Raw genomic sequence first — 19508 nt, 5'->3', positions numbered from 1 at the left:
CGCCCTCTCCCGGCGGCCGTACCGCCGGGAGGGCCTGGAGAGCCGGGAGAACCCGCCGTACCCCTACTTCGCGGACACGTACTAGAGCTTCTCCACCGGCGCGTACCGCAGCAGCAGCCGCTTGGGCTTCTCGCCGCCGAAGTCGATGGTCGCCTCGGCGTTGTCACCGCTGCCCTTGACGCCGACGACGGTGCCCAGCCCGAAACTGTCGTGGGTCACGCGGTCGCCGACCGTCAGCGAGACCACCTGGCGGTCCGAGGTGCGGCGCGTCGCGAAGCCGCTCGGGCCCTTGGCGCGCGCCGACGACAGCGTGGACCCGATACCCCCGCCGAGGCCGCCACCGCCGCCGCGCGACGACAGCCCGCCCATCGAGGCGGACGGCGTCGCGGGCCCCCTCCGCTTCCACTCGACGTAGTTTTCCGGGATCTCCTCCAGGAACCGGGAGGGCGGGTTGTACGAGGGCTGGCCCCATGCGCTGCGCATCGTGGAGCGGGTGACGTAGAGCCGCTCGCGGGCGCGCGTGATGCCGACATAGGCGAGTCGGCGCTCCTCCTCCAGCTCCTTGGTCTGGCCCAGGGAGCGCATGTGGGGGAAGACGCCGTCCTCCAGGCCGGTGAGGAAGACGGTCGGGAATTCCAGGCCCTTGGCGGTGTGCAGGGTCATCAGCGTGATGACGCCGGCGCCGTCCTCCTCCTCGTCGGGGATCTGGTCGGAGTCGGCTACCAGCGCGACCTGTTCCAGGAAGTCGGAGAGGGTGCCCGGATTCTCCTCACCGCGGTCCTGCTCGAACTCCAGGGCCACCGAGGCGAGTTCCTGGAGGTTCTCGATCCGGGTCTCGTCCTGGGGGTCGGTGGAGGACTGGAGCTCGGCGAGATAGCCGGTGCGCTCCAGGACGGCTTCCAGCACGGTGGCGGGTCCGGCGCCGGACTCGACGATCGTGCGCAGCTCCTCCATGAGGACGTTGAAGCGTTTGACGGCGTTGGCCGAGCGGGCGGCCATGCCGTACGCCTCGTCGACCCGGCGCAGGGCCTGCGGGAAGGTGATCTTCTCGCGGGAGGAAAGGGCGTCGATCATCGCCTCGGCGCGGTCACCGATGCCGCGCTTGGGGACGTTGAGGATGCGGCGCAGCGGGACGGTGTCCTCGGGGTTGGCGAGGACCCGCAGGTAGGCGAGGACGTCGCGGACCTCCTTGCGCTCGTAGAAGCGCACGCCGCCGACGACCTTGTACGGGAGCCCGACCCGGATGAAGATCTCTTCGAAGACACGGGACTGGGCGTTGGTGCGGTAGAAGACGGCGACGTCGCCGGCCTTGGCGTCGCCCGCGTCCGTCAGCCGGTCGATCTCGTCGGCGACGAACTGCGCCTCGTCGTGCTCGGTGTCCGCGACATAGCCGGTGATCCGGGGGCCGGCGCCGGCGTCCGTCCAGAGGTTCTTGGGGCGGCGGTTCTCGTTGCGCTCGATGACGGCGTTGGCGGCGGAGAGGATCGTCTGGCTGGAGCGGTAGTTCTGCTCCAGGAGGATCGTGGTCGCGTCCGGGTAGTCCTCCTCGAACTGGAGGATGTTGCGGATCGTGGCGCCGCGGAAGGCGTAGATCGACTGGTCGGCGTCGCCGACGACGCACAGCTCGGCGGCGGGCATCTCGGCCGTGCCGGGGCCGACCAGTTCGCGCACGAGGGTGTACTGGGCGTGGTTGGTGTCCTGGTACTCGTCGACGAGGACGTGCCGGAAGCGGCGGCGGTAGTGCTCGGCGACGTCCGGGAACGCCTGGAGGAGGTTGACGGTCGTCATGATGATGTCGTCGAAGTCCAGGGCGTTGGCCTCGCGCAGCCGCGACTGGTACATCGCATACGCCTCGGCCAGCGTCTTCTCGAAACCGTCGGCGGCCGTCCCGGCGAAGGTCTCCTCGTCGATGAGCTCGTTCTTGAGGTTGGAGATCTTGGCGCTGAAGGACTTGGGCGGGAAGCGCTTGGGGTCCAGATCCAGATCGCGGCAGACCAGGGCCATCAGGCGCTTGGAGTCGGCGGCGTCGTAGATCGAGAAGGAGGAGGTGAAGCCGAGCTTCTTGGACTCGCGGCGCAGGATGCGTACGCAGGCGCTGTGGAAGGTGGAGACCCACATGGCGTTGGCGCGCGGGCCGACCAGCTCCTCGACGCGCTCCTTCATCTCGCCGGCGGCCTTGTTGGTGAAGGTGATCGCGAGTATCTGGCCGGGGTGGACGTGCCGCTCGGCCAGCAGGTGGGCGATGCGGTGGGTGAGCACCCGGGTCTTGCCGGAGCCGGCGCCGGCGACGATCAGCAGCGGGCCGCCGGTGTGCACCACGGCGGCCCGCTGCTCGTCGTTGAGCCCCTCCAGGAGCGCCGCCGGGTCGATGGCCGGGCGGGCGGCGCCGTCGCGGTAGTACGCCTCGCGCGGCGCGGGCGCGTCGAACTTCCCGTCGAAGAGATCGGCGGGGATCTCCTCCGGGGCCGGGCCGTGGTCGTCCTCGGGCGGCGGCGGGGGCTCTTCGCCCTTGGGGCCGAGGTCCGCCAGGAAGCTGTCGTCAAAGAGGCTGCTCATCGCCCACCGAGTCTAGGCCGCCGCACTGACAGCCCGCCCCCACCTCACCCGATCCGATGCCGGACGACCGGCCCGGCAACTGTGAGATCGCTTTCAGGTCACGAAAAGGTTTCGGGCAAATCGAACATCAGCCTTCACAGGAGCCACACGAGTTGGCTACCGTGCCTGCTCGGGCAGCTCGCCTCCCCGTGGACGACAGTGTCCGCACGGGCTGCCCACGCCGAGTCCGGCCCTGCCCTCAGGCACCCGGAGCCGGGGACCCACCAGCACCACCGGGGTGAATCGACCGGTGCGGCCGCCAGCGGCGGACGCACCGACCGTAGGGCAAGCCTTCCGTCAGCGACACCGCCCGAACCCGACAGCTAACCCGGTAGGCGGTCCACGGAAGGAGTCGCCGGCCTTGGCGTCGCATCGCAAGCCGCGCACCCGCGTCCTCACCTCGTCCGGAAGCCGTACGGCGGCCGGGCTCACCACCGCAGCCCTGGCATCGGTCACCCTGCTCTCGCAGTCCGCCGACGCCGCCCCCAGGGCGCCCAGGCCCAGCATCGAAGAGGTCAAGCAGAAGGTCGACGGGCTCTACCGTCAGGCCGAGGTGGCCACCCAGAAGTACAACGCCGCCAAGGAGGGCGCGGACCGCCAGCGTGCCACCGTCAACGGCCTGCTGGACGCCGCCGCCCACCGCGCGGAGAAGATGAACGAGTCCCGGCGCGAGCTGGGCACGTTCGCCTCCGCGCAGTACCGCACCGGCGGCATGAACCCGACGGCGCAGCTGATGCTCGCCCGGGACCCGCAGGACTTCTTCGACCGTACGCACCTGATGGAGCGGCTGACCGGTCGGCAGAAGCAGGCGGTCACCGACTACCAGGACCAACAGGCGGCCGCCGCCCGGCAACGGGCGAAGGCCGCGGAGAGCCTGGACCGGCTCCAGACCTCGCAGGAATCGCTCAAGGAGTCCAAGCGCTCCGTCCAGAACAAGCTGGCCGAGACCCGGCAGCTGCTCTCCCGGCTGACCGCGCAGGAGAAGGAGCGGCTGGCGGCGCTGGAGCGCAAGAAGGAGGCGGCGGCCAAGCGCCGGGCCGAGGAGCTGGCGCGGCAGCAGGCCGAGAAGGAGCGGCAGCAGCACGACGACGACGGCGGCTCGACGGGCGGGCAGACCGGTGGTGGGAAGACCGGTGGCGGGACGGCCGACGACGGCTCGTACGCGACCAAGGCCGACAAGGCGCTTGCCTTCGCCCGCTCGCAGATGGGCAAGCCGTACGTCTGGGGCGCCACCGGCCCGAACTCCTACGACTGCTCGGGACTGACCCGGGCCGCGTGGAAGGCGGCCGGGGTCGATCTGCCGCGCACCACCTGGGATCAGGTCAAGGTCGGCCAGCGGGTGGCGACCGGCGATCTCAAGCCCGGTGACCTGGTGTTCTTCTACGACGACATCAGCCACGTCGGGATGTACATAGGCGACGGCAAGATGATCCACGCACCGCACCCGGGCGCCAACGTCCGGGAGGAGTCGATCTACTACATGCCGATCTACGGGAGCGTCCGCCCGGCGTGACCCGCCCCGGCGTGACCCGCTCCCCCTGAAGGCCACCCCCCACGGCCACCCCCCACACGCCACCGCGCGGTCGTCCCCTCAGGGACGGCCGCGCGGTGAGTCGTCTTTTGCGGGCGCCGGGCCTCAGGTCCAGAGCACCGCGATGAAGATGTTGGCCACGGTGAGCGCGCCGACGGCGCCGAAGAGCGGCTTGGCGATCTTCTCCTCGTCCCGCTTGACGTAGACCAGCGCCAGGATCACCACCAGGACGGCCATCTTGATGCCGATCTTGATGTTGTTGAGGGTGTGGTCCTGGGCCTCGTTCAGGCCGACCAGCACGATGCCGGTGACCAGCATCGTCAGCGCGCCGTGCAGCATGGCCGGCACGAAGCGGGCGGTCCCGGCACTCATCGCCTTCATCTGGGTCAGGAAGCCGCCCAGCAGGGAGGCGATGCCGATGATGTGCAGGCCGACGAAGATATTGGTTACTACGTCCATAGTGCGGGATCGTATCCGCCGCATAGCACGCGCCTTCCGGCAGGGCGCCGGTAATCGCGGCTTCGGTCACGGCGGGCCCCTCTCGGCACCGGGTGCGGTGGGGCTCGCTCATCACCCCGCCATTCATGATCGAATCCGACCAGTTCCGGGCAACCGGCGGCCACGCCGTGACGTGCGCGTTTAGCGTCCTCCCCGAGAAGGCCGAGGGACCCACGGCCGGTACGGAAGGAAGTGACGGCCGCAGTGGCCTCGCACCGCAGGACCAAGCAGCCCCCGGTGGCCCGTACGGCCGTCATCCTGGCCCTCGCGGGCGCGGTGTGCGCCGCCCTCGACGGCACCGGCCAGGCCGCCCCACGCCCCACCCCCGCCCAGGTCAAGGGACGGGTCGACGCGCTGTACCAGGAGGCAGAGGTGGCCACCCAGCACTACAACGGCGCCAGGGAGCAGGCAGGTGCCGCACGCGCGGCGCTGGCCGCACTCCAGGACGAGGCCGCCCGCCGGACCGGCAGGCTGAACGCCGCCAAGGCCGAACTGGGCGCGATGGCCGCGCGCCAGTACCGCTCGGGCGGCGTGGCCCCGACCGTACGGCTGATGATGTCGACCGACCCGCAACGCTATCTGGACGGCGCCACCGTCCTGGAACGCGCGGGCAGTCACCAGGCGAACGCGGTGGCCGGTTACGCACGCCGGCTCGGCAGCGTCCGGCAGGTCCGCGACCGCGCGGAGGCCGCCGCGGAGCGGCTGGAGCACACCGAGGGGGTGCTGCGGCAGCAGCGCGTCACGATCGTGCGGAAGCTGGACTCCGCCGAGGTCCTGCTCGACCGGCTGACCGCGGAGCAGCGGCGGCGGGTGGCCCGGGAGGACGAGCCGGCCGCCGCGCCGCCCGCACCGCCCGCGCCGTCGGCGCCCGTCGGCTCCCGTGCCGCCCGCGCCGTGTCCTTCGCCCACGGGGCGCTCGGCAAGCCGTACGTCTGGGGCGCCACCGGCCCCTCCGCGTTCGACTGCTCGGGGCTGACCCAGGCCGCCTGGAAGGCCGCCGGAGTCTCGCTGCCCCGTACGACCTACACCCAGATCGCCTCCGGGCCACGGATCGACAGGGCCCATCTCGCCCCGGGGGACCTGGTGTTCTTCTACTCCGGCATCAGCCACGTCGGCCTCTACATCGGCGGCGGCAAGATGATCCACGCCCCGCACCCGGGGGCACCGGTGCGTATCGCCCCCCTCGGCCAGATGCCGTTCGCGGCGGCGACCCGGCCCGCGTAGGGCCCGACCCGCACAGGCCGCGGCCCGCGCGGGCCGGGCGCCGGGCGGTCAGGCTCTGACCTGGCCGCCCAGCCAACGGAAGATCTCGGGCACCTGGTTGCGCCACACCGGCGTGGTGTGGCCGCCCGCGTCGGCCGCGATCGGCCGCACGGTCACCGTGGTCGGCCGCTGCGCGAACTGCCGCAGGGCGAGGCCCGTCTGGTAGCCGTCGCCCGGCGCGCCCGAGACGTACAGAGCGGTACGCGGCGGCCGTCCGGCGGTGTTGGCGGCCTTCAGGATGTGCAGGGGGTTGGACGCGACGCGCAGCGCGGGATCCTTGCCGGCCAGGGAGTCGGGCTCCAGCGCCGGGTCGTTGTAGCCGGACATGGCGACGGCGGCGCGGTAGCGGTCCGGGTGGGACAGCGCGAGCTTGGCGGCGCAGTGCGCACCCGCCGAATAGCCCGCGAGCGACCAGGAGTCGGGGGCGCTGCCGGCCCGGAAGTTGTCGATGACCATCTTCCGTACGTCGACGGTCAGCCAGCTGTCGGCGTTGGCCTTGCCGGGGAGGTTGACGCAGCCGGTGTCGGCGCCGGTGAGGATGTTCGTCCGCGGCGCCACCAGGATGAACGGCTTGATCTCGCCGCGTTGCATCATCGGCCGGAGCTGCTCACCGACGTTCAGCGACCCGAACCAGGCCTTCGCCGAACCGGGGTAGCCGGGCAGCAGCTCGACCACGGGGAACTTCTTGTTCCGGTACGCCGGGTCGTCGTACTGCGGGGGCAGCCAGACGTAGACCTCTCCGCTGACGCCGGAGATCCGGCCGGTGAGGTCGGTCATCCGGACGCCGGAGCCCATTCTGGGGTCCTCCGCGGGGCGGAAGCGTTGGAGCTGCCGGGGCTCGTTCTTGATCTGCCGGCCGCCCATTCCGTCCGGCCCGAGGTCCTGGGCCGCCTGGACATGGCTGTCGGTGCCGAGCAGATCGCCCCAGGTGTCGTAGAGGTTGTTGGCGTTGTTGACCAGGACGAACACCACGGTGATGGCGGTGATCTGGGCGAACAGCAGCATCGTCAGCCGGGCGGCGCCGCGTATCAGGGGTGGCCCCGGTATGCGGCCCCACAGGGCGAGCGGCAGGACGACGGCGAGGATGACGAGTGCGAGGGAGGTGAGGAAGAAGGGCGTGCCCGTCAGGCTCATCGGGATCTCGCTTCCAGGACATGTACGCGAAGGACGTGGGGTGTGGTTCTGGCCCCGCCTTCGGCAACGAGCCTCTCCGCGCCCTTAGATGGCGATTCGCGTGGTCCTGGTTGCCCGTCTTCTGCCGTTCTTTACGACACGTCTCTCTCTTTGCGACACGTTCCTTCCTGCTTCCGGACGCGGTCCCTTCCGTACGGCACGTCCCCGGCGTCACCGGTGCCGCCGCCCCGGTGCGACGGCGCCGCTCAGACCAGCCGCCGCGCCGCCGCCCAGCGCGTCAGCTCGTGCCGGTTGGACAGCTGGAGCTTGCGGAGCACCGCCGAGACATGCGATTCGACGGTCTTCACCGAGATGAACAGCTGCTTGGCGATCTCCTTGTACGCGTAGCCGCGCGCGATCAGCCGCAGCACCTCGCGCTCGCGCTGGGTGAGGCGGTCCATGTCCTCGTCGATGGGCGGGGCGTCCGTGGAAGCGAAGGCGTCCAGGACGAAGCCGGCCAGCCGCGGGGAGAAGACCGCGTCGCCGTCGGCGACCCGGAAGACGGCGTCGACCAGGTCCGTGCCGGTGATGGTCTTCGTGACGTAGCCGCGGGCGCCGCCGCGGATGACGCCGATGACGTCCTCGGCGGCGTCGGAGACGGAGAGCGCGAGGAAGCGGACCGGGCGCTCGGCGTCGGCCATCATCGCGGCGCTGCGGCGCAGCACCTCGACGCCGCCGCCACCGGGGAGGTGGACGTCCAGGAGGACGACCTCGGGGCGGGTGGCGGTGATGACCGTGATCGCCTGGTCGACGTCGGCGGCCTCGCCGACCACCTCGACGCGGGTGCGCTCGGTCTCGCCGATCTCGGCCTGGACGCCCGTGCGGAACATCCGGTGGTCGTCCACGAGCACGACCCGTACCGTCCGGCTCCCGGCCGCTCCGCCGCCGGCCTCGGCCTGCTCTGCGCCGCCCTGATCCGCGCCGCCCTGCTGGGCGTCGTCGCTGCTCATGTCGTCCGTCCGTCCCTCGGTGTCTGATCCGTCATGACCTGTCATGACCCGTCCTGACCGTCATGGTCCCGTGTCCCGGCCCGCCGTGTCGCCACCGGGCCCGGTCCTCCGGCGCGGGGCCCGGTCCTCCGGCACGGGGCCGGCCGCTCACTGTGTGCGTTCCATCTCCAGCTCGACGACGGTGCCGCCCTCCGGCGCGGCGCGCAGCCGGGCGGTGCCGCCGTGGCGTTCCATCCTGCCGATGATGGATTCCCGTACGCCCATCCGGTCGGCGGGGACCGCGTCCAGGTCGAAGCCGGGGCCGCGGTCGCGCACCGAGACGAAGACCGTGCGGCCCTCCACCTCGGCGTACACCTGCGCGCCGCCCTCGCCGCCGTACTTGGCGGCGTTGACCATCGCCTCGCGTGCGGCCTGCATCTGGGCGCCGAGCGCCTCGTCCAGCGGGCAGTCTCCGACGATCACGACCTCGATGGGAACGCCGTGGTGGTCCTCGACCTCGGCGGCGGCCCGGCGCACCGCCTCCGCCAGGGTCTGCGGTTCCTCGTCCTCCTCCTTGCCCCGACCCTCGGGCTTGTAGAGCCAGGCCCGCAGCTCACGCTCCTGGGCGCGGGCGAGCCGGGCCACCTCCCGGGGGTCGTCGGCGCTGCGCTGAATCAGCGTGAGGGTGTGCAGGACGGAGTCGTGGACGTGGGCGGCGACCTCGGCTCGCTCCTGGGCGCGGATCCGCATCAGCCGTTCCTCGGAGAGGTCCTGGGTGATCCGTACGAGATAGGGGCCGGCCAGCAGCGCGATGCCGACGACGACGGCGAGCGCGGCCTGGAGCACGGAGCCGAGATGGCGCACCGAGCCCTGGAGCACGACGATGCCGGTCACGCCGACGCCGACCAGCGCCACTCCGGCCGCGCCGCGCAGCACGGGCAGCACGCCCTTGCGGCGGCCGAGCTCCAGCCACTGGGCACGGCGGGAGTTGTCGGCCTGCCGCCACACGAGGGCGACGCCGGCGCCGATCAGCAGCACCGGCCAGAGATAGCCGTCGGCGCGGCCCAGCTGGAATCTGGAGGCGACGACGGAGGCGCCTGCCAGCAGCGCGACCAGCGCGACGACCTGGCCCTTGTCGGGTCTGCGGGACAGCAGCCGCCGTTTGTCGTCGGCGGCCGGGGCGCGCGGGGTCTCCACCCCGCCGACGCCGAGCGGCACGAAGAACCAGAACGCGGCATAGAGCAGGGCGCCCATGCCCTCGGCCATGAAGAGCGCCACGAACACGATCCGCACCCAGGAGACCGGCAGCCCCAGATGGCCCGCGAGCCCGCGGGCGACGCCGCCGAGGAGCCTCCCGTCGGCGCTGCGGTAGAGCTTGCGCAGGGGCGGGTCGTCGGGGTCCGGCGGCGGCGAGTGGTCCGGCTCGACGCGGGGCGGCGCGGTGGTCATGTGTCCGATGTTCACACGCCGCACGGGCCCGGGACATCAGGGTCGACCCTGACCGTTCCCGGAGTTCGGCATCAGGGGACGGGCCCCGAGCGGGCCCCGAGCGGGTGCCGAGCGGGCCCCGAGCGCTCGGGCGAAGGGCGGACGCCGCACGGCACGGTGGGGCGAGGGGGCGGTGACGCGGTGGCGCGGTGGGGCGGTGGCGCGGTGGCGCTACTTGTAGCTGAACCCGTCCCGCGCCACGTTGAACACCGGCTCGTACTTCGGCCAGTCGGCGGCGGGCGCGGACAGGTAGATCGCGTATTCCTTGGCGCCCTCGCGCCCGAATCCGAGGTCCACGGCGCGCCACTTACGGGCGGTGCCCTGGAACCGGAACTCCCAGATGGCCGCGGGCTCGCCCCGGAAGGTGGTGTCCTGGAGCCGCATCCGGTGGTAGCCGGGCAGGCCCACCTGCGATTCGAGCTGCTCGAAGTGCTTGACGTTGTCCGAGCTCGCGAAGCTCAGGACGCTGATCTTCAGGGCGACGAGCTTCGAGGGGTCGATGTAGTTGACCTCGTTGTCCGCCGCCTTGAACTCGCGGGTCCACCCGTCGGGGACGGGAACGGAGATGCCGAACGCCCGCTCGGTGACCAGGTGGTAGCCGTCCGGGACGGGCGGCAGCTTGGTCGGCGACGAGTTGGGATTCGGCGTCCCGGCGGTGTTGGGCTGCTCGGGTTTCTGGGTCCCCGACGCCTGGTCCGTCGACGGGCCCAGATAGCCGGTCGCGTAGAGGGCACCGCCCGCTACGGCCATGGCGGCGAAGGCACCGAGGACGGCCCATGCCACCGCGTGGCGGCGGCGGCCTTCGGTGCGGGGCACGGCGACGGCCTCGGTGCGGGACTCCGGTACGGCCGCCGTGCCGGGGGCCGGTGTGGTCGCGGGCGCCCACGACACGTGGTGGGTCGCCGCTCGCGTCCCGTCGCCCGACGTCACCTTCCCGCTGGTGGTGGTCGCGTCGCTCGGGTACAGCGCGCTGCGGCGCAGCTGCGTCGTGGTCGAATCCGCCTCCGCCGCGCGCAGCGCCTGCTCGACGACCTCAGCCGTCGGCCGGTCCTCCGGCTCCTTCGCGAGCAGCGCCTCGATCAGCGAGGTCAGCGGCCCGGCACTGCCCGGCGGCTCCAGCGGGTCCATGGCAATGGAATACGCCGTCTCCACCGCGGTGTTCTTACGGAACGGGGGCCGCCCCTCGACGGCCTGATAGAGCGTCGCCCCCAGCGCCCACAGGTCGGACGCGGGCCCCGGGGTGCCGCCCTTGACCCGCTCGGGCGCCAAGTAGTCGATGGAGCCCACCAGCTCGCCGGTCTTGGTGAGCGTGGAGGTCCCGGAGGCGACGGCGATCCCGAAGTCGGTGAGCACGACGCGGCCGTCCTTGCCGAGCAGCACGTTGCCCGGTTTGACGTCGCGGTGGAGCACACCGGCGGAGTGCGCGGCCCGGAGCGCGGCGATCATGCCGCGTCCGATGCGTGCGGCCTCCCGCGGGGTGAGGCAACGCCCCGACCGCGCCTCCTCCTTGATGGCGTCGCCGAGCGTCGAGGACGGCACGTACTCCATGACGATGCACGGCAGCCCGGCGTCGTCGACGACGTCGTGCACCCCCACCACATTGGGGTGGTTGATGCGGGCGGCGGACTGCGCCTCCCGGGTGGTGCGCTCGTGGCGGGTGGCGAGTTCCTCTTCCTCCAGCTGCGGCGACACGTGCAGACGCTTGACCGCGACCTCGCGCCCGAGGACTTCGTCCCGGGCACGCCAGACGGTGCCCATACCGCCTTGGCCTATCCGTTCGACCAGGCGATACCGCCCGACGACCAGTCGCCCCTCGTCCGTCACCGCACGCCCCTCCGGAAACCCGTACGTATCCAGGACGCAACGATAGTCTCCAGCATCGACTTATCGGCCCCCGGCCACCGCCCGTCGGCCCTTCAATTTCAGGCCGCTGGGCGGTCTCGGGGGAAAATCCGGATATGACCTGCGACCGCGCGACGCCGGAACCGACCCGGGAGACGGAGAATCCGCTGCTGGGACGGCGGAACCGGCCGCGGGGTCAGCTGCCGGTCACCGGACGCGTCTCAGGGCCGATCTCAGGGATCTGCCAGGGTTCCCACTGATGCCGGGACTCCGTCGCGCTTGTCACCATGGGTCCATGAACGATGCAGACCCCGTCGAGGAGTCGGCGCCCCCGGGTCCCGCCGGCACCGCCCCGCCGCATCCGCCGCTGCGCCGCAGCCGGCGGCACAAGGTCGTGGCCGGGGTCTGCGGCGGCCTGGGCCGGCAGTGGGATCTCGATCCGGTGATCTTCCGGATCGTGCTGGCCGTCCTCGCCCTCTCCGGCGGCGTCGGCCTGATCGCCTATGGCTTCGCCTGGCTGATCGTCCCGCTCGACGGCGAGGAGGAGAACGAAGGCCGCAGGCTGCTGTCGGGCCGCGTCGAGGGCTCCGCGCTGACGGCCCTGCTGTTCGCGCTGGTGGGATGCGCGCTGTTCCTGACGACCCTCGGCAAGGGCCGCGTGCTGTCGTTCGCCATCATGCTGACGCTGGCCGTGGCCGGTTCGGCGTACTGGTCGCGCCAGCGCCGCAGGGCGCAGGCCGAGGGCCTGGAGTCGGTGGACCCCGCGACCGCCCAGGCGGTAGCCGACGCCCCGCCCGAGACACAGGCGCCGCCCGCGCCGAACAGCCCGTCGTGGTGGCGGGATCCGCGCTCCAAGGAGTTCCCGGCCGGCCTGGACTACCTGTGGGGCCCCGACACGGCGCGCCTCGACATCACCTACGACTTCACGCACGGCCGGCCCCGCCCGGCCCCGCCCTCCCCCGCCCGGGCCCCGCGCCGCCGGGACCGCACGGGGCGGTCCATCGGCGGCTGGACGTTCCTGCTCGCGGTGCTCGCCGGGGCCGGCACGGCGTTGGCGGTCTCCCGGCACGACGCCCTCGCACCCTCGCTGCAAGCGGGGCTGAGCTGTGCGCTGGTGGTCTTCGGCCTGGGGCTGGTGCTCAGCGCCTGGCTCGGCCGGACGGGCGGCGGCACGGTGTTCATGGTCGTGGTGACGGCCCTGCTGCTGGCGGGCGCCACGGTCCTCCCCGACACCATCACCGCCGACTGGCAGCGGCGCACGTGGTCGCCCACGAGCGTCGCCGCCGTCCAACGGCACTACGCCCTCGGCTCCGGGGACGGCCGGCTGGACCTCGGCGGCCTCCCGGTGAAGGACGGCCGTACGGTCCGCACGAGCGCAGAGGTCGGGGCCGGCCGACTCCAGGTGACGCTGCCGCGAGGCGTCACCACGACCGTCCATGTCTCGCTCGGCATGGGTGATCTCCAGCTGCCCGGCGACGCCCCGGACGATGTGGACATCTCGGCGGGCGGTCGGCAGCGGACGGTCACCCTGCCCGCCACCGGCCTCAAGAAGGGCGAGAAGCCGCACGGCAGGCTGGTCCTCCACCTCAGGGTCGGCGCCGGCCAGGTCGATCTCCGCGCCGCCCCGGCCGCCGTCCCGTCCGTGGCCCCGACCACCCCTCAGGGAGCCGCGTCATGAAGCGTCACCCCTTCGAGCCCGCCCGGCTGGTCTCGGGCGTCAGCGCGATCGCCGTAGGGGCGGGCTACGGCCTCGATGCCGTCGGCGTCTGGCGCGCCCCCGGCCCCTGGCTCCTCTTCGCCGTCCCGGCGGGCCTGGCCCTCTCCGGTGTCACCGCCGCCGTCTGGGCCGCCGCCCGCCGCCATCTCTCCTCCAGGCCCTGACGGCACTCCACCGCCGGGCCCGTCACCGCCGCCGGGCACTCCACCACCGAGCACTCCACCGCCGGGCCCACGGCGTCGTGGGCGCCGCTCCGGGCCGCCCGGCTCAGCCGAACAGCTGGGCGCCCTGCCGGCGGCGCCGGTTGCGCAGCGCCGCGTCCAGGGAGAACTTCGGCGCGCCCGCCATCACCAGCGGGATCCAGGCCATCAGATAGGCGAGGTCGTTGCCGTAGTAGTACGGCTCGGTCGCCCAGCTCACCGTGAGCCAGAGCGTCAGCGATATCAGCGCGCCGCCGAACGCCGCGAGCCTCCCCAGCAGTCCGACGAGCGTTCCGACGCCCACCGCCAGCTCGCCGACGGCGATGGCGTAGCCGAAACCGACCGGGCTCTTCTGCGCCAGGTCCACGAGCACCGGCAGCGCCGCCGTGTCGTGGACCTGACTCAGCAGCGCGCCGAGCGACCCCGTACCGCGGGCCGCCAGGAACCCGGAGTCCAGCAGCTTGTCGAGTCCGGCGTAGACGAAGGTGGCGCCCAGGAAGAGGCGCAAGGGAAGCAGCGCATGGCGCGCGAGCGTCGCCCGCATCCCGGTGGCGGGGCCACCGGCTCCCGTCCCGGCCAAGTCGCCACCGGCCATCCGATTCGCGTGCACCATGAGCTCCGCCTCTCCGTTGCCACCCGGGGCAGACGATTGTGCCTGCGCCCGCGCCTCATGGGGAGGTACGTACTCACATATGTATCGAGTTCAACCATCCGATGCCGGCGGGCCACCGGTCGGCCGCACGCCGGGCAGCTGGGCAGCCGGGCGACGGAGGGGCTCGCCGGTGCTCCGGCCGCGGGCCGTCCGGCTACTCCTGGACGTCGATGGGATACCCGTCGGTCGCCACACCCGCCGCCGTGACCACCCGGACCTCCACCCGTCCCGGTTCCACATCGACCGGCACCGGCACGGTCAGCACGTCGTCGGCCGGATTGGCGAAGCCGCCCGGCACCGGAACCAGGGGGACCGGGACGTGCACCGCCCCGATCCGCACCACGGTGCGGGCCAGCCGGTGCGGCGTCCCGGCACCCGGCGGGACGAAGCCGGTGCCGCGGATCTCGATGTCGTCGCCGGTACGGATCGGCGCGGCGAGATCGCCCAGCTCCCGCGAGCGGACGACCGACAGGATGACCGGACGGCCGCCGGCCACCGCCTTCCCGGCCAGGTACGTGGCGCCGGAGAGCAGCACCAGGACCACCAACCCCCAGGGGAGGTGCGGGAGTTGACCGGGGCGCCGGGCCAGACACACCAGCGCGTACCCGACCACGGCCGCGTTCACCAGCACGTACTGCACATCGGGGAAGCTGCCGCGGCCCGCGTCGTCCGCCAGCAGGTCGACGGCGCGCGGCCGTTCGGCGGGGATCTTCTGCAGCCGCCCCGCCCGGACCCGGACGGCCACCAGGGCGTGCGCGCACACCGCCACCGCGCAGCCGACGAACAGCGCCGCGAGCAGCGGGCCGGAGGAGGGCAGTGCCGGGCCGGCCAGGAGGCGGCGCCGCGCACCGGGTCCCGCAGAAGCCAGTTGGACGGCCGCCGTCACGACCGCGTACAGCACGGCGGCCACCCATCCCGCCGCGACCGCGCGCGAGGTGGACAGCCGCCCGTCCTCCCCGAGGAGCGGGGCCAGCACGCCGCCGTGCGCGGCATGCCACCGCGCCGCCGCCGTCAGGGCGAGCGCGAGCGCGACGGCCGCGATCAGTCCCGCCGTGCGCGCCGCGGTCCAGCCTGCGCCGACGGCGGTCAGCGCCTGCCCCAGCAGCAGGGCCGCGACCGCGGCCCACACCGTCGGGAGGGTGCGCCGCCGCACGGCGGCCAGCCAGGTGACGCCTTCGGCGGTGGAACGCTCGGCCAGTGTCCGGGCGGACAGGGCGAGTTCGTCGGAGACCCACTGCCGGGCGGCTCCGACGGAGTGCGCGAGACCCGCCGGCAGGCCCCGGCCGGCGGCGAAGTCGTCGCGCAGCGCGATGAACGCGGCGACCGCCCGCCGATGTCCCGTGCGGGCGCCGTGCGGACACCGACCGCACAGGCATGCGCCACCGCCCTCCGGCTCGCCCGTTCCGGCCGCCCTGCCCGCCGCCTCAACCGACACGTCCGCTACCGCCCCGCACCCTTGTCGCGATGGCCCCGATTGCGCCGCGCGCACCGCGTTCGCCATCAACTTGTCTTTTCTGCACGGGAATTGTGCCTCAGATGATGGGCCGCCCCGCCAACCGGCCAGCTCGCACGGGGTGGCGCGGCCCGCGCGAGGTTGACACGGCGGCGACGGGACGCCCCGCGGACGCACCCCGACGCCAAGTACGCCCGGCAATGCGTCACTTACCACCTTCGGGGGAAACGTCGGGGTACGGCGGCTGAGCGGCTCCCCGTCTGTGCAGGATCTCCGGCGTGTGGGAAATAGAGAGATCACACCGGATCGCGGCGTGCCTGGCGGCCGCCGCCTTCACCGTGCCCTTCGGGATCGCCGCGCTGGCGCTCCCGGCCGCCTCAGCGTCCGCTCACAACCGCCTCACCGACCACGGCGCCCCTCACCACGGCGCGCCTCACCACAGCACCACGCACCACGGCGCCCCTCATCACGGCCCCGCCGCGCACCATGGCGCTCCTCACCACAGCGCCACCGTTCACCAGAGCGCCCTCACCGCCACCAGCGGCGACAACTGCGCCTACGCCGGGACGAGCCCGCCCGTCGACGTGCCGACGGAGTTCCCGATGCCGCACGGCTGGCACTTTCCCTGTACGTCGGCCACCCCGACGCCCCGTCCGCACCCCCCGGCACCGCCGCCCCGGCCGCGGATCGCCACGCCCGCGAAGCCGACGCCGCCCCCGCCTCCGCCGCCCACCCCGCGGCCGAAGCCCCCGCCGCCCCGGCACATCGAGCCGCCCACCCCACCCACCCCGAAGGCCACCCCGCAAAAGCCCCCGGCGCCCCGGGTGCACCTGGCGCACAGCCGTCCCCCGGTCGCCCACAAGCCCCGCGCCGGGCGCTCCATGGTGACCAGGACACTGCTGGTCACGGCCCCGGCCGTGCTGGCCGGCGCCGCGCTCCGTCCCCGTTCGAGCTCCTCGTCCGGTTCCGCCGGGCGCCGTTCCTCGTAGGAGGTTTCCATGTCGCAATGGCTGGTGCTGACCATCGCCATGGCCGCTGCCTGTGGCGTCGTCCTGGCCATCACGGTCCTCAAGCAACGCCGGATCGGCGACGACGACGATCCGTCCGAAACGCCCGATGTCATCGAGTACATGACGATGATGGTGGGGGTGGTTTACGCCATCGTCCTGGGCCTGGCCATCGCCGGCGTCTGGGAGGCCCGGAGCGCGGCCGAGGACACCGTACGGACCGAGGCGCAGGCGCTGCACGAGGTCACCGTGCGGGCGGCGGCCTATCCGGCTCCGGAGCGCGCCCGGATCCGCGCCGACGTCGACGCCTATGTCAGCTATGTCGTCCACAAGGAATGGCCGGTGATGACCGAGCAGCAACAGGTCACCGGGCGCGGCGCGGACCTGTTGGCCAAGGTCCGTGCCGATGTCATCGACTACCACCCGCGCAACGACTACGAGGGCCAGTCCTACCAGCCGCTCGTCGACCAGGTCGGGGTGGCCGACGACGCCCGCAACAGCCGTGCCGACGCGGCCGGTTCGACGCTGCCGGGGGTGGTGTGGTTCGGGCTGATCGGCGGGGCCGCCGTCACCATCGGCCTCATCTTCACCCTGCAGATCCGGCGTTCGGCGCGTGAACTGCTGATGGCCGGGCTCTTCAGCGCGCTGATCGCCTTCCTGCTGTTCCTGGTGTGGGACTTCGACGCGCCGTTCAGCCGGGGCATCTCCGCCGGCTCCGGGGCCTTCGTGGACCTGTTCCCGCACCTGTGAGCGGGTTCCGCTCCTGATCCGGTGCCCTGCGGGCCGCTCTCCCGGCCCGCAGGGCACCCACACCGTCCGGCGCGGCGTCAGGTGAAGAGGTCCGGCTCGCTCCGTGCGATCTGCTGGTACAGCGGCTGGTAGTTGATCCACGCCACCAGGTCGTTGCCGAGCTGTTCGCGGGTGTGCACGGCATTGGCGTGGTCGATCGGCACGGGTTTGCCGGCCGCCTTGGCGGTCAGCTGGACCTGACAGGACCGCTCCATCGTGATGAACCACCAGGCCGCCGCGTCCACCGAGTCACCGACCGTCAGCAGCCCATGGTTCCGCAGGATCACGGCCTTGTGCGGGCCGAGCGCCGCCGCGATCCGACGCCCTTCCTCCTCGTCCACGACGACGCCCGTGTAGTCGTCGAAGAGCGCGTGGTCCTCGTAGAAGGCGCAGACGTCCTGGGTGATGGGCTCCAGCAGCTCGCCCAACGACGACAGCGCCCGGCCGTAGGTGGAGTGGCTGTGGGCCGCGGCGACCACCTCCGGGCGCGCCCGGTGGACCTGCGAATGGATCGCGAACGCGGCCTGGTTGACGTGGTGGCGGCCCTCGACGACCTTGCCGTCGTGGTTGACCAGGATCAGATCGCTCACGGTGATGTGCTGGAAGGACATCCCGAAGGGGTTGACCCAGAAGCAGTCGGTGAACTCCGGGTCGCGGGCGGTGATGTGGCCCGCCACGCCCTCCTCGAAACCGAACCGACCGAACAGGCGCAGCGCCGCGACCAGACGCTCCTTGCGGTATCGCCGCTCGCCGTCGGTGGTCTCGTGCGTCGGCGGCATGGCGAACTGCAGCAGCTCGGTGGGTATGGGCGTCGGTTCGGGCATCGCGGCTCTCCTCCTGCGCGTACGGCTCACAGTGCTCCCCTCGATCGGAAGCTACCCTCCGGTACGACAGAGGGCCAGGGCCGTGCCGGGCTTCCCTGCCCGGAGCTGCATGATGGCCGCCCGGCACCCTCGACGAACGCCCGGCATCGAAGGAGCACGCCATGAGGTCCATAGCGGTCGGCAGGGACATCGCCGCCACCCCGCAGCAGCTCTTCGCGGTGCTGCGGAACCCCGCCCGGCACGCCGAGCTGGACGGCTCGGGGATGCTGCGCGGCCGGCCGGACGGCCCGTCGCCGCTGGGCCCCGGCGACCGGTTCAGCATGGGGATGCGGCAGGGGCGGATCGCGTACCGCTCGGTGAATGTCGTGGTGGAGTACGAGCAGGACCGGCTGATCGCCTGGGAGACGTGGGGCGAGTTCCGGGGGCGGCGGTTCGTCGGCGGCCAGCGGTGGCGTTACGAACTGACCGCCGGCGACGGCGCGGGCACCACCCGGGTCACGCACACCTACGACTGGTCCCGCGCCCGCCTCCCACGGCTGGTCGTCGAACTCCCCGGCTATCCGAAGCGGATGGCCCCGGCGATGGCGGCGACGCTGGAGCGTCTGGACGCCGCGGTCCGGGCCTGAGTGCGTTACTCCGGGGCGTAGCCGCTCAGCAGCTCCACGCCGCGCAGCAGCGCCGAGTGGTCGAGGGCGCCGTCGCCGCGGGCCACGGCGGAGGCGATGAGCTGGGCCGCAGCGGCGCCGACCGGGAGCGGGGCGCCGACCGTGCGGGCGGCGTCGGTGACGATGCCCATGTCCTTGTGGTGCAGTTCCAGCTTGAAGCCGGGGGTGAAGTCGCGGGCGAGGAGGCCGTCCTTCTTGCGGGCGAGCACGGCGGATCCGGCGAGGCCGCCGCCCAGGACCTCCAGCGCCGCGGCGAGGTCGACGCCGGACTTCTCCAGGAAGACGACGGCCTCCGCGACGGCCTGGAGGTTGACGGCGACGATCAGCTGGTTGGCGGCCTTGACGGTCTGTCCGGCCCCGTGCGGGCCGCAGTGCACGACGGTCTTGCCGACGGCCTCGAAGACCGGGCGTGCGGCGTCGAAGTCCGCCCGCTCGCCGCCGACCATGATCGACAGCACTCCTTCGACGGCGCCCGCCTCACCGCCCGACACGGGGGCGTCCAGCACCCGGATCCCCTTGTCCGCGGCGGCCGCGGCCAGGTCGACGGAGGTCTGCGGGGTGATGGAGGAGTGGTCGATCAGGAGGGCGCCCGACCGGGCGTTCGCCAGGATCCCGTCGGGGCCGTAGGCGACGGCCTCGACCTGCGGCGACGCCGGGACCATGGTGATGACGACATCCGCGTCCCGCACCGCGTCCGCGAGGGACGCCGCCTCCTTGCCGCCGGCCGCGACCAGCGCTTCCGCCCGCCCGGGGCTACGGTTCCAGCCGAGCACGGTGTGCCCGGCCCTGGCGAGGTTGACCGCCATGGGGCTGCCCATGATGCCGAGGCCGATGAAACCGATGGTGCTCATTGCGCCACACCCACTTACTTTCACAACACGG

General features: G+C 72.6%; 17 protein-coding genes and 1 riboswitch. Of the genes, 7 read left to right on the top strand and 10 right to left on the bottom strand.

Annotated features, from left to right (window positions below; all coding sequences use genetic code 11):
• Positions 1–81: 81 nt before the first annotated feature.
• Complete coding sequence (pcrA, locus tag ACGFML_RS01395; RefSeq protein ID WP_393538718.1) at positions 82–2556, bottom strand: DNA helicase PcrA; 2475 nt, start codon at positions 2554–2556, stop codon at positions 82–84.
• A gap of 208 nt (positions 2557–2764) precedes the next feature.
• A riboswitch (cyclic di-AMP (ydaO/yuaA leader) is annotated at positions 2765–2949 on the top strand.
• A gap of 7 nt (positions 2950–2956) precedes the next feature.
• Between pcrA and ACGFML_RS01390 the strand changes: the two genes are divergently transcribed.
• Entirely contained in the window at positions 2957–4108 is a 1152-nt protein-coding gene (locus tag ACGFML_RS01390) for an NlpC/P60 family protein (protein WP_393538716.1), read from the top strand.
• 123 nt (positions 4109–4231) lie between these two features.
• Here the strand turns inward: ACGFML_RS01390 and ACGFML_RS01385 are convergent, their stop codons facing one another.
• A complete protein-coding gene (locus ACGFML_RS01385; RefSeq protein WP_393538714.1) occupies positions 4232–4585 on the bottom strand; it encodes a hypothetical protein in 354 nt (117 codons plus the stop codon).
• Between the two features lie 231 nt (positions 4586–4816).
• Between ACGFML_RS01385 and ACGFML_RS01380 the strand changes: the two genes are divergently transcribed.
• Complete coding sequence (locus tag ACGFML_RS01380; RefSeq protein WP_393538712.1) at positions 4817–5848, top strand: NlpC/P60 family protein; 1032 nt, start codon at positions 4817–4819, stop codon at positions 5846–5848.
• Positions 5849–5896: 48 nt separating this feature from the next.
• Here the strand turns inward: ACGFML_RS01380 and ACGFML_RS01375 are convergent, their stop codons facing one another.
• From ACGFML_RS01375 to ACGFML_RS01360, 4 genes are all read right to left on the bottom strand, one after another.
• On the bottom strand, positions 5897–7021 hold the full coding sequence (locus ACGFML_RS01375; RefSeq protein WP_393538710.1) for an alpha/beta hydrolase: 1125 nt from the start codon (positions 7019–7021) through the stop codon (positions 5897–5899).
• 245 nt (positions 7022–7266) lie between these two features.
• Positions 7267–8010: a LuxR C-terminal-related transcriptional regulator gene (locus ACGFML_RS01370; RefSeq protein WP_393538708.1), complete on the bottom strand. Its 744-nt coding sequence runs from the start codon at positions 8008–8010 to the stop codon at positions 7267–7269.
• Positions 8011–8157: 147 nt separating this feature from the next.
• Positions 8158–9438 carry a PspC domain-containing protein gene (locus ACGFML_RS01365; protein WP_393538706.1) on the bottom strand — a complete coding sequence of 427 codons (1281 nt, stop codon included), beginning with the start codon at positions 9436–9438 and terminating at the stop codon, positions 8158–8160.
• A gap of 210 nt (positions 9439–9648) precedes the next feature.
• Positions 9649–11301, bottom strand: a complete 1653-nt coding sequence (locus tag ACGFML_RS01360; protein ID WP_393538704.1) for a serine/threonine-protein kinase — start codon at positions 11299–11301, stop codon at positions 9649–9651.
• A gap of 313 nt (positions 11302–11614) precedes the next feature.
• Here ACGFML_RS01360 and ACGFML_RS01355 point away from each other — a divergent pair, with 313 nt between their 5' ends.
• Complete coding sequence (locus tag ACGFML_RS01355) at positions 11615–12997, top strand: PspC domain-containing protein (protein WP_393538702.1); 1383 nt, start codon at positions 11615–11617, stop codon at positions 12995–12997.
• Positions 12994–13200: a hypothetical protein gene (locus ACGFML_RS01350; protein ID WP_393538700.1), complete on the top strand. Its 207-nt coding sequence runs from the start codon at positions 12994–12996 to the stop codon at positions 13198–13200. The genes ACGFML_RS01355 and ACGFML_RS01350 overlap by 4 nt, the downstream gene beginning before the upstream one ends.
• A gap of 103 nt (positions 13201–13303) precedes the next feature.
• Here ACGFML_RS01350 and ACGFML_RS01345 read toward each other — a convergent pair whose 3' ends face one another.
• Positions 13304–13849 (bottom strand): DoxX family protein, encoded by a 546-nt coding sequence (locus ACGFML_RS01345; RefSeq protein WP_393538698.1) that lies wholly within the window; start codon positions 13847–13849, stop codon positions 13304–13306.
• A gap of 193 nt (positions 13850–14042) precedes the next feature.
• Positions 14043–15323 carry a hypothetical protein gene (locus ACGFML_RS01340; protein WP_393538697.1) on the bottom strand — a complete coding sequence of 427 codons (1281 nt, stop codon included), beginning with the start codon at positions 15321–15323 and terminating at the stop codon, positions 14043–14045.
• A 296-nt stretch (positions 15324–15619) separates the two neighbouring features.
• Here ACGFML_RS01340 and ACGFML_RS01335 point away from each other — a divergent pair, with 296 nt between their 5' ends.
• Positions 15620–16330: a hypothetical protein gene (locus ACGFML_RS01335; RefSeq protein ID WP_393538695.1), complete on the top strand. Its 711-nt coding sequence runs from the start codon at positions 15620–15622 to the stop codon at positions 16328–16330.
• A gap of 9 nt (positions 16331–16339) precedes the next feature.
• Positions 16340–17098, top strand: a complete 759-nt coding sequence (locus ACGFML_RS01330; protein ID WP_393538693.1) for a hypothetical protein — start codon at positions 16340–16342, stop codon at positions 17096–17098.
• A 77-nt stretch (positions 17099–17175) separates the two neighbouring features.
• Here the strand turns inward: ACGFML_RS01330 and ACGFML_RS01325 are convergent, their stop codons facing one another.
• The gene (locus ACGFML_RS01325) at positions 17176–17991 is read right to left on the bottom strand and encodes a class II aldolase/adducin family protein (RefSeq protein WP_393538691.1); all 816 of its coding nucleotides are present in this window, start codon (positions 17989–17991) and stop codon (positions 17176–17178) included.
• Positions 17992–18122: 131 nt separating this feature from the next.
• On the opposite strand from ACGFML_RS01325, the gene ACGFML_RS01320 reads away from it, so the two are divergent.
• Positions 18123–18587 carry an SRPBCC family protein gene (locus ACGFML_RS01320; RefSeq protein WP_393538689.1) on the top strand — a complete coding sequence of 155 codons (465 nt, stop codon included), beginning with the start codon at positions 18123–18125 and terminating at the stop codon, positions 18585–18587.
• 5 nt (positions 18588–18592) lie between these two features.
• On the opposite strand, the gene ACGFML_RS01315 is transcribed toward ACGFML_RS01320, so the two are convergent.
• Entirely contained in the window at positions 18593–19477 is an 885-nt protein-coding gene (locus tag ACGFML_RS01315; protein WP_393538687.1) for a 2-hydroxy-3-oxopropionate reductase, read from the bottom strand.
• Between the last annotated feature and the right edge of the window lie 31 nt (positions 19478–19508).

This window comes from Streptomyces sp. NPDC048650, assembly GCF_043199095.1.
GTDB lineage: Bacteria > Actinomycetota > Actinomycetes > Streptomycetales > Streptomycetaceae > Streptomyces.
The sequence above is the reverse complement of the archived record's forward strand: the minus strand, read 5'-3'. Positions and strand labels throughout refer to the sequence as shown.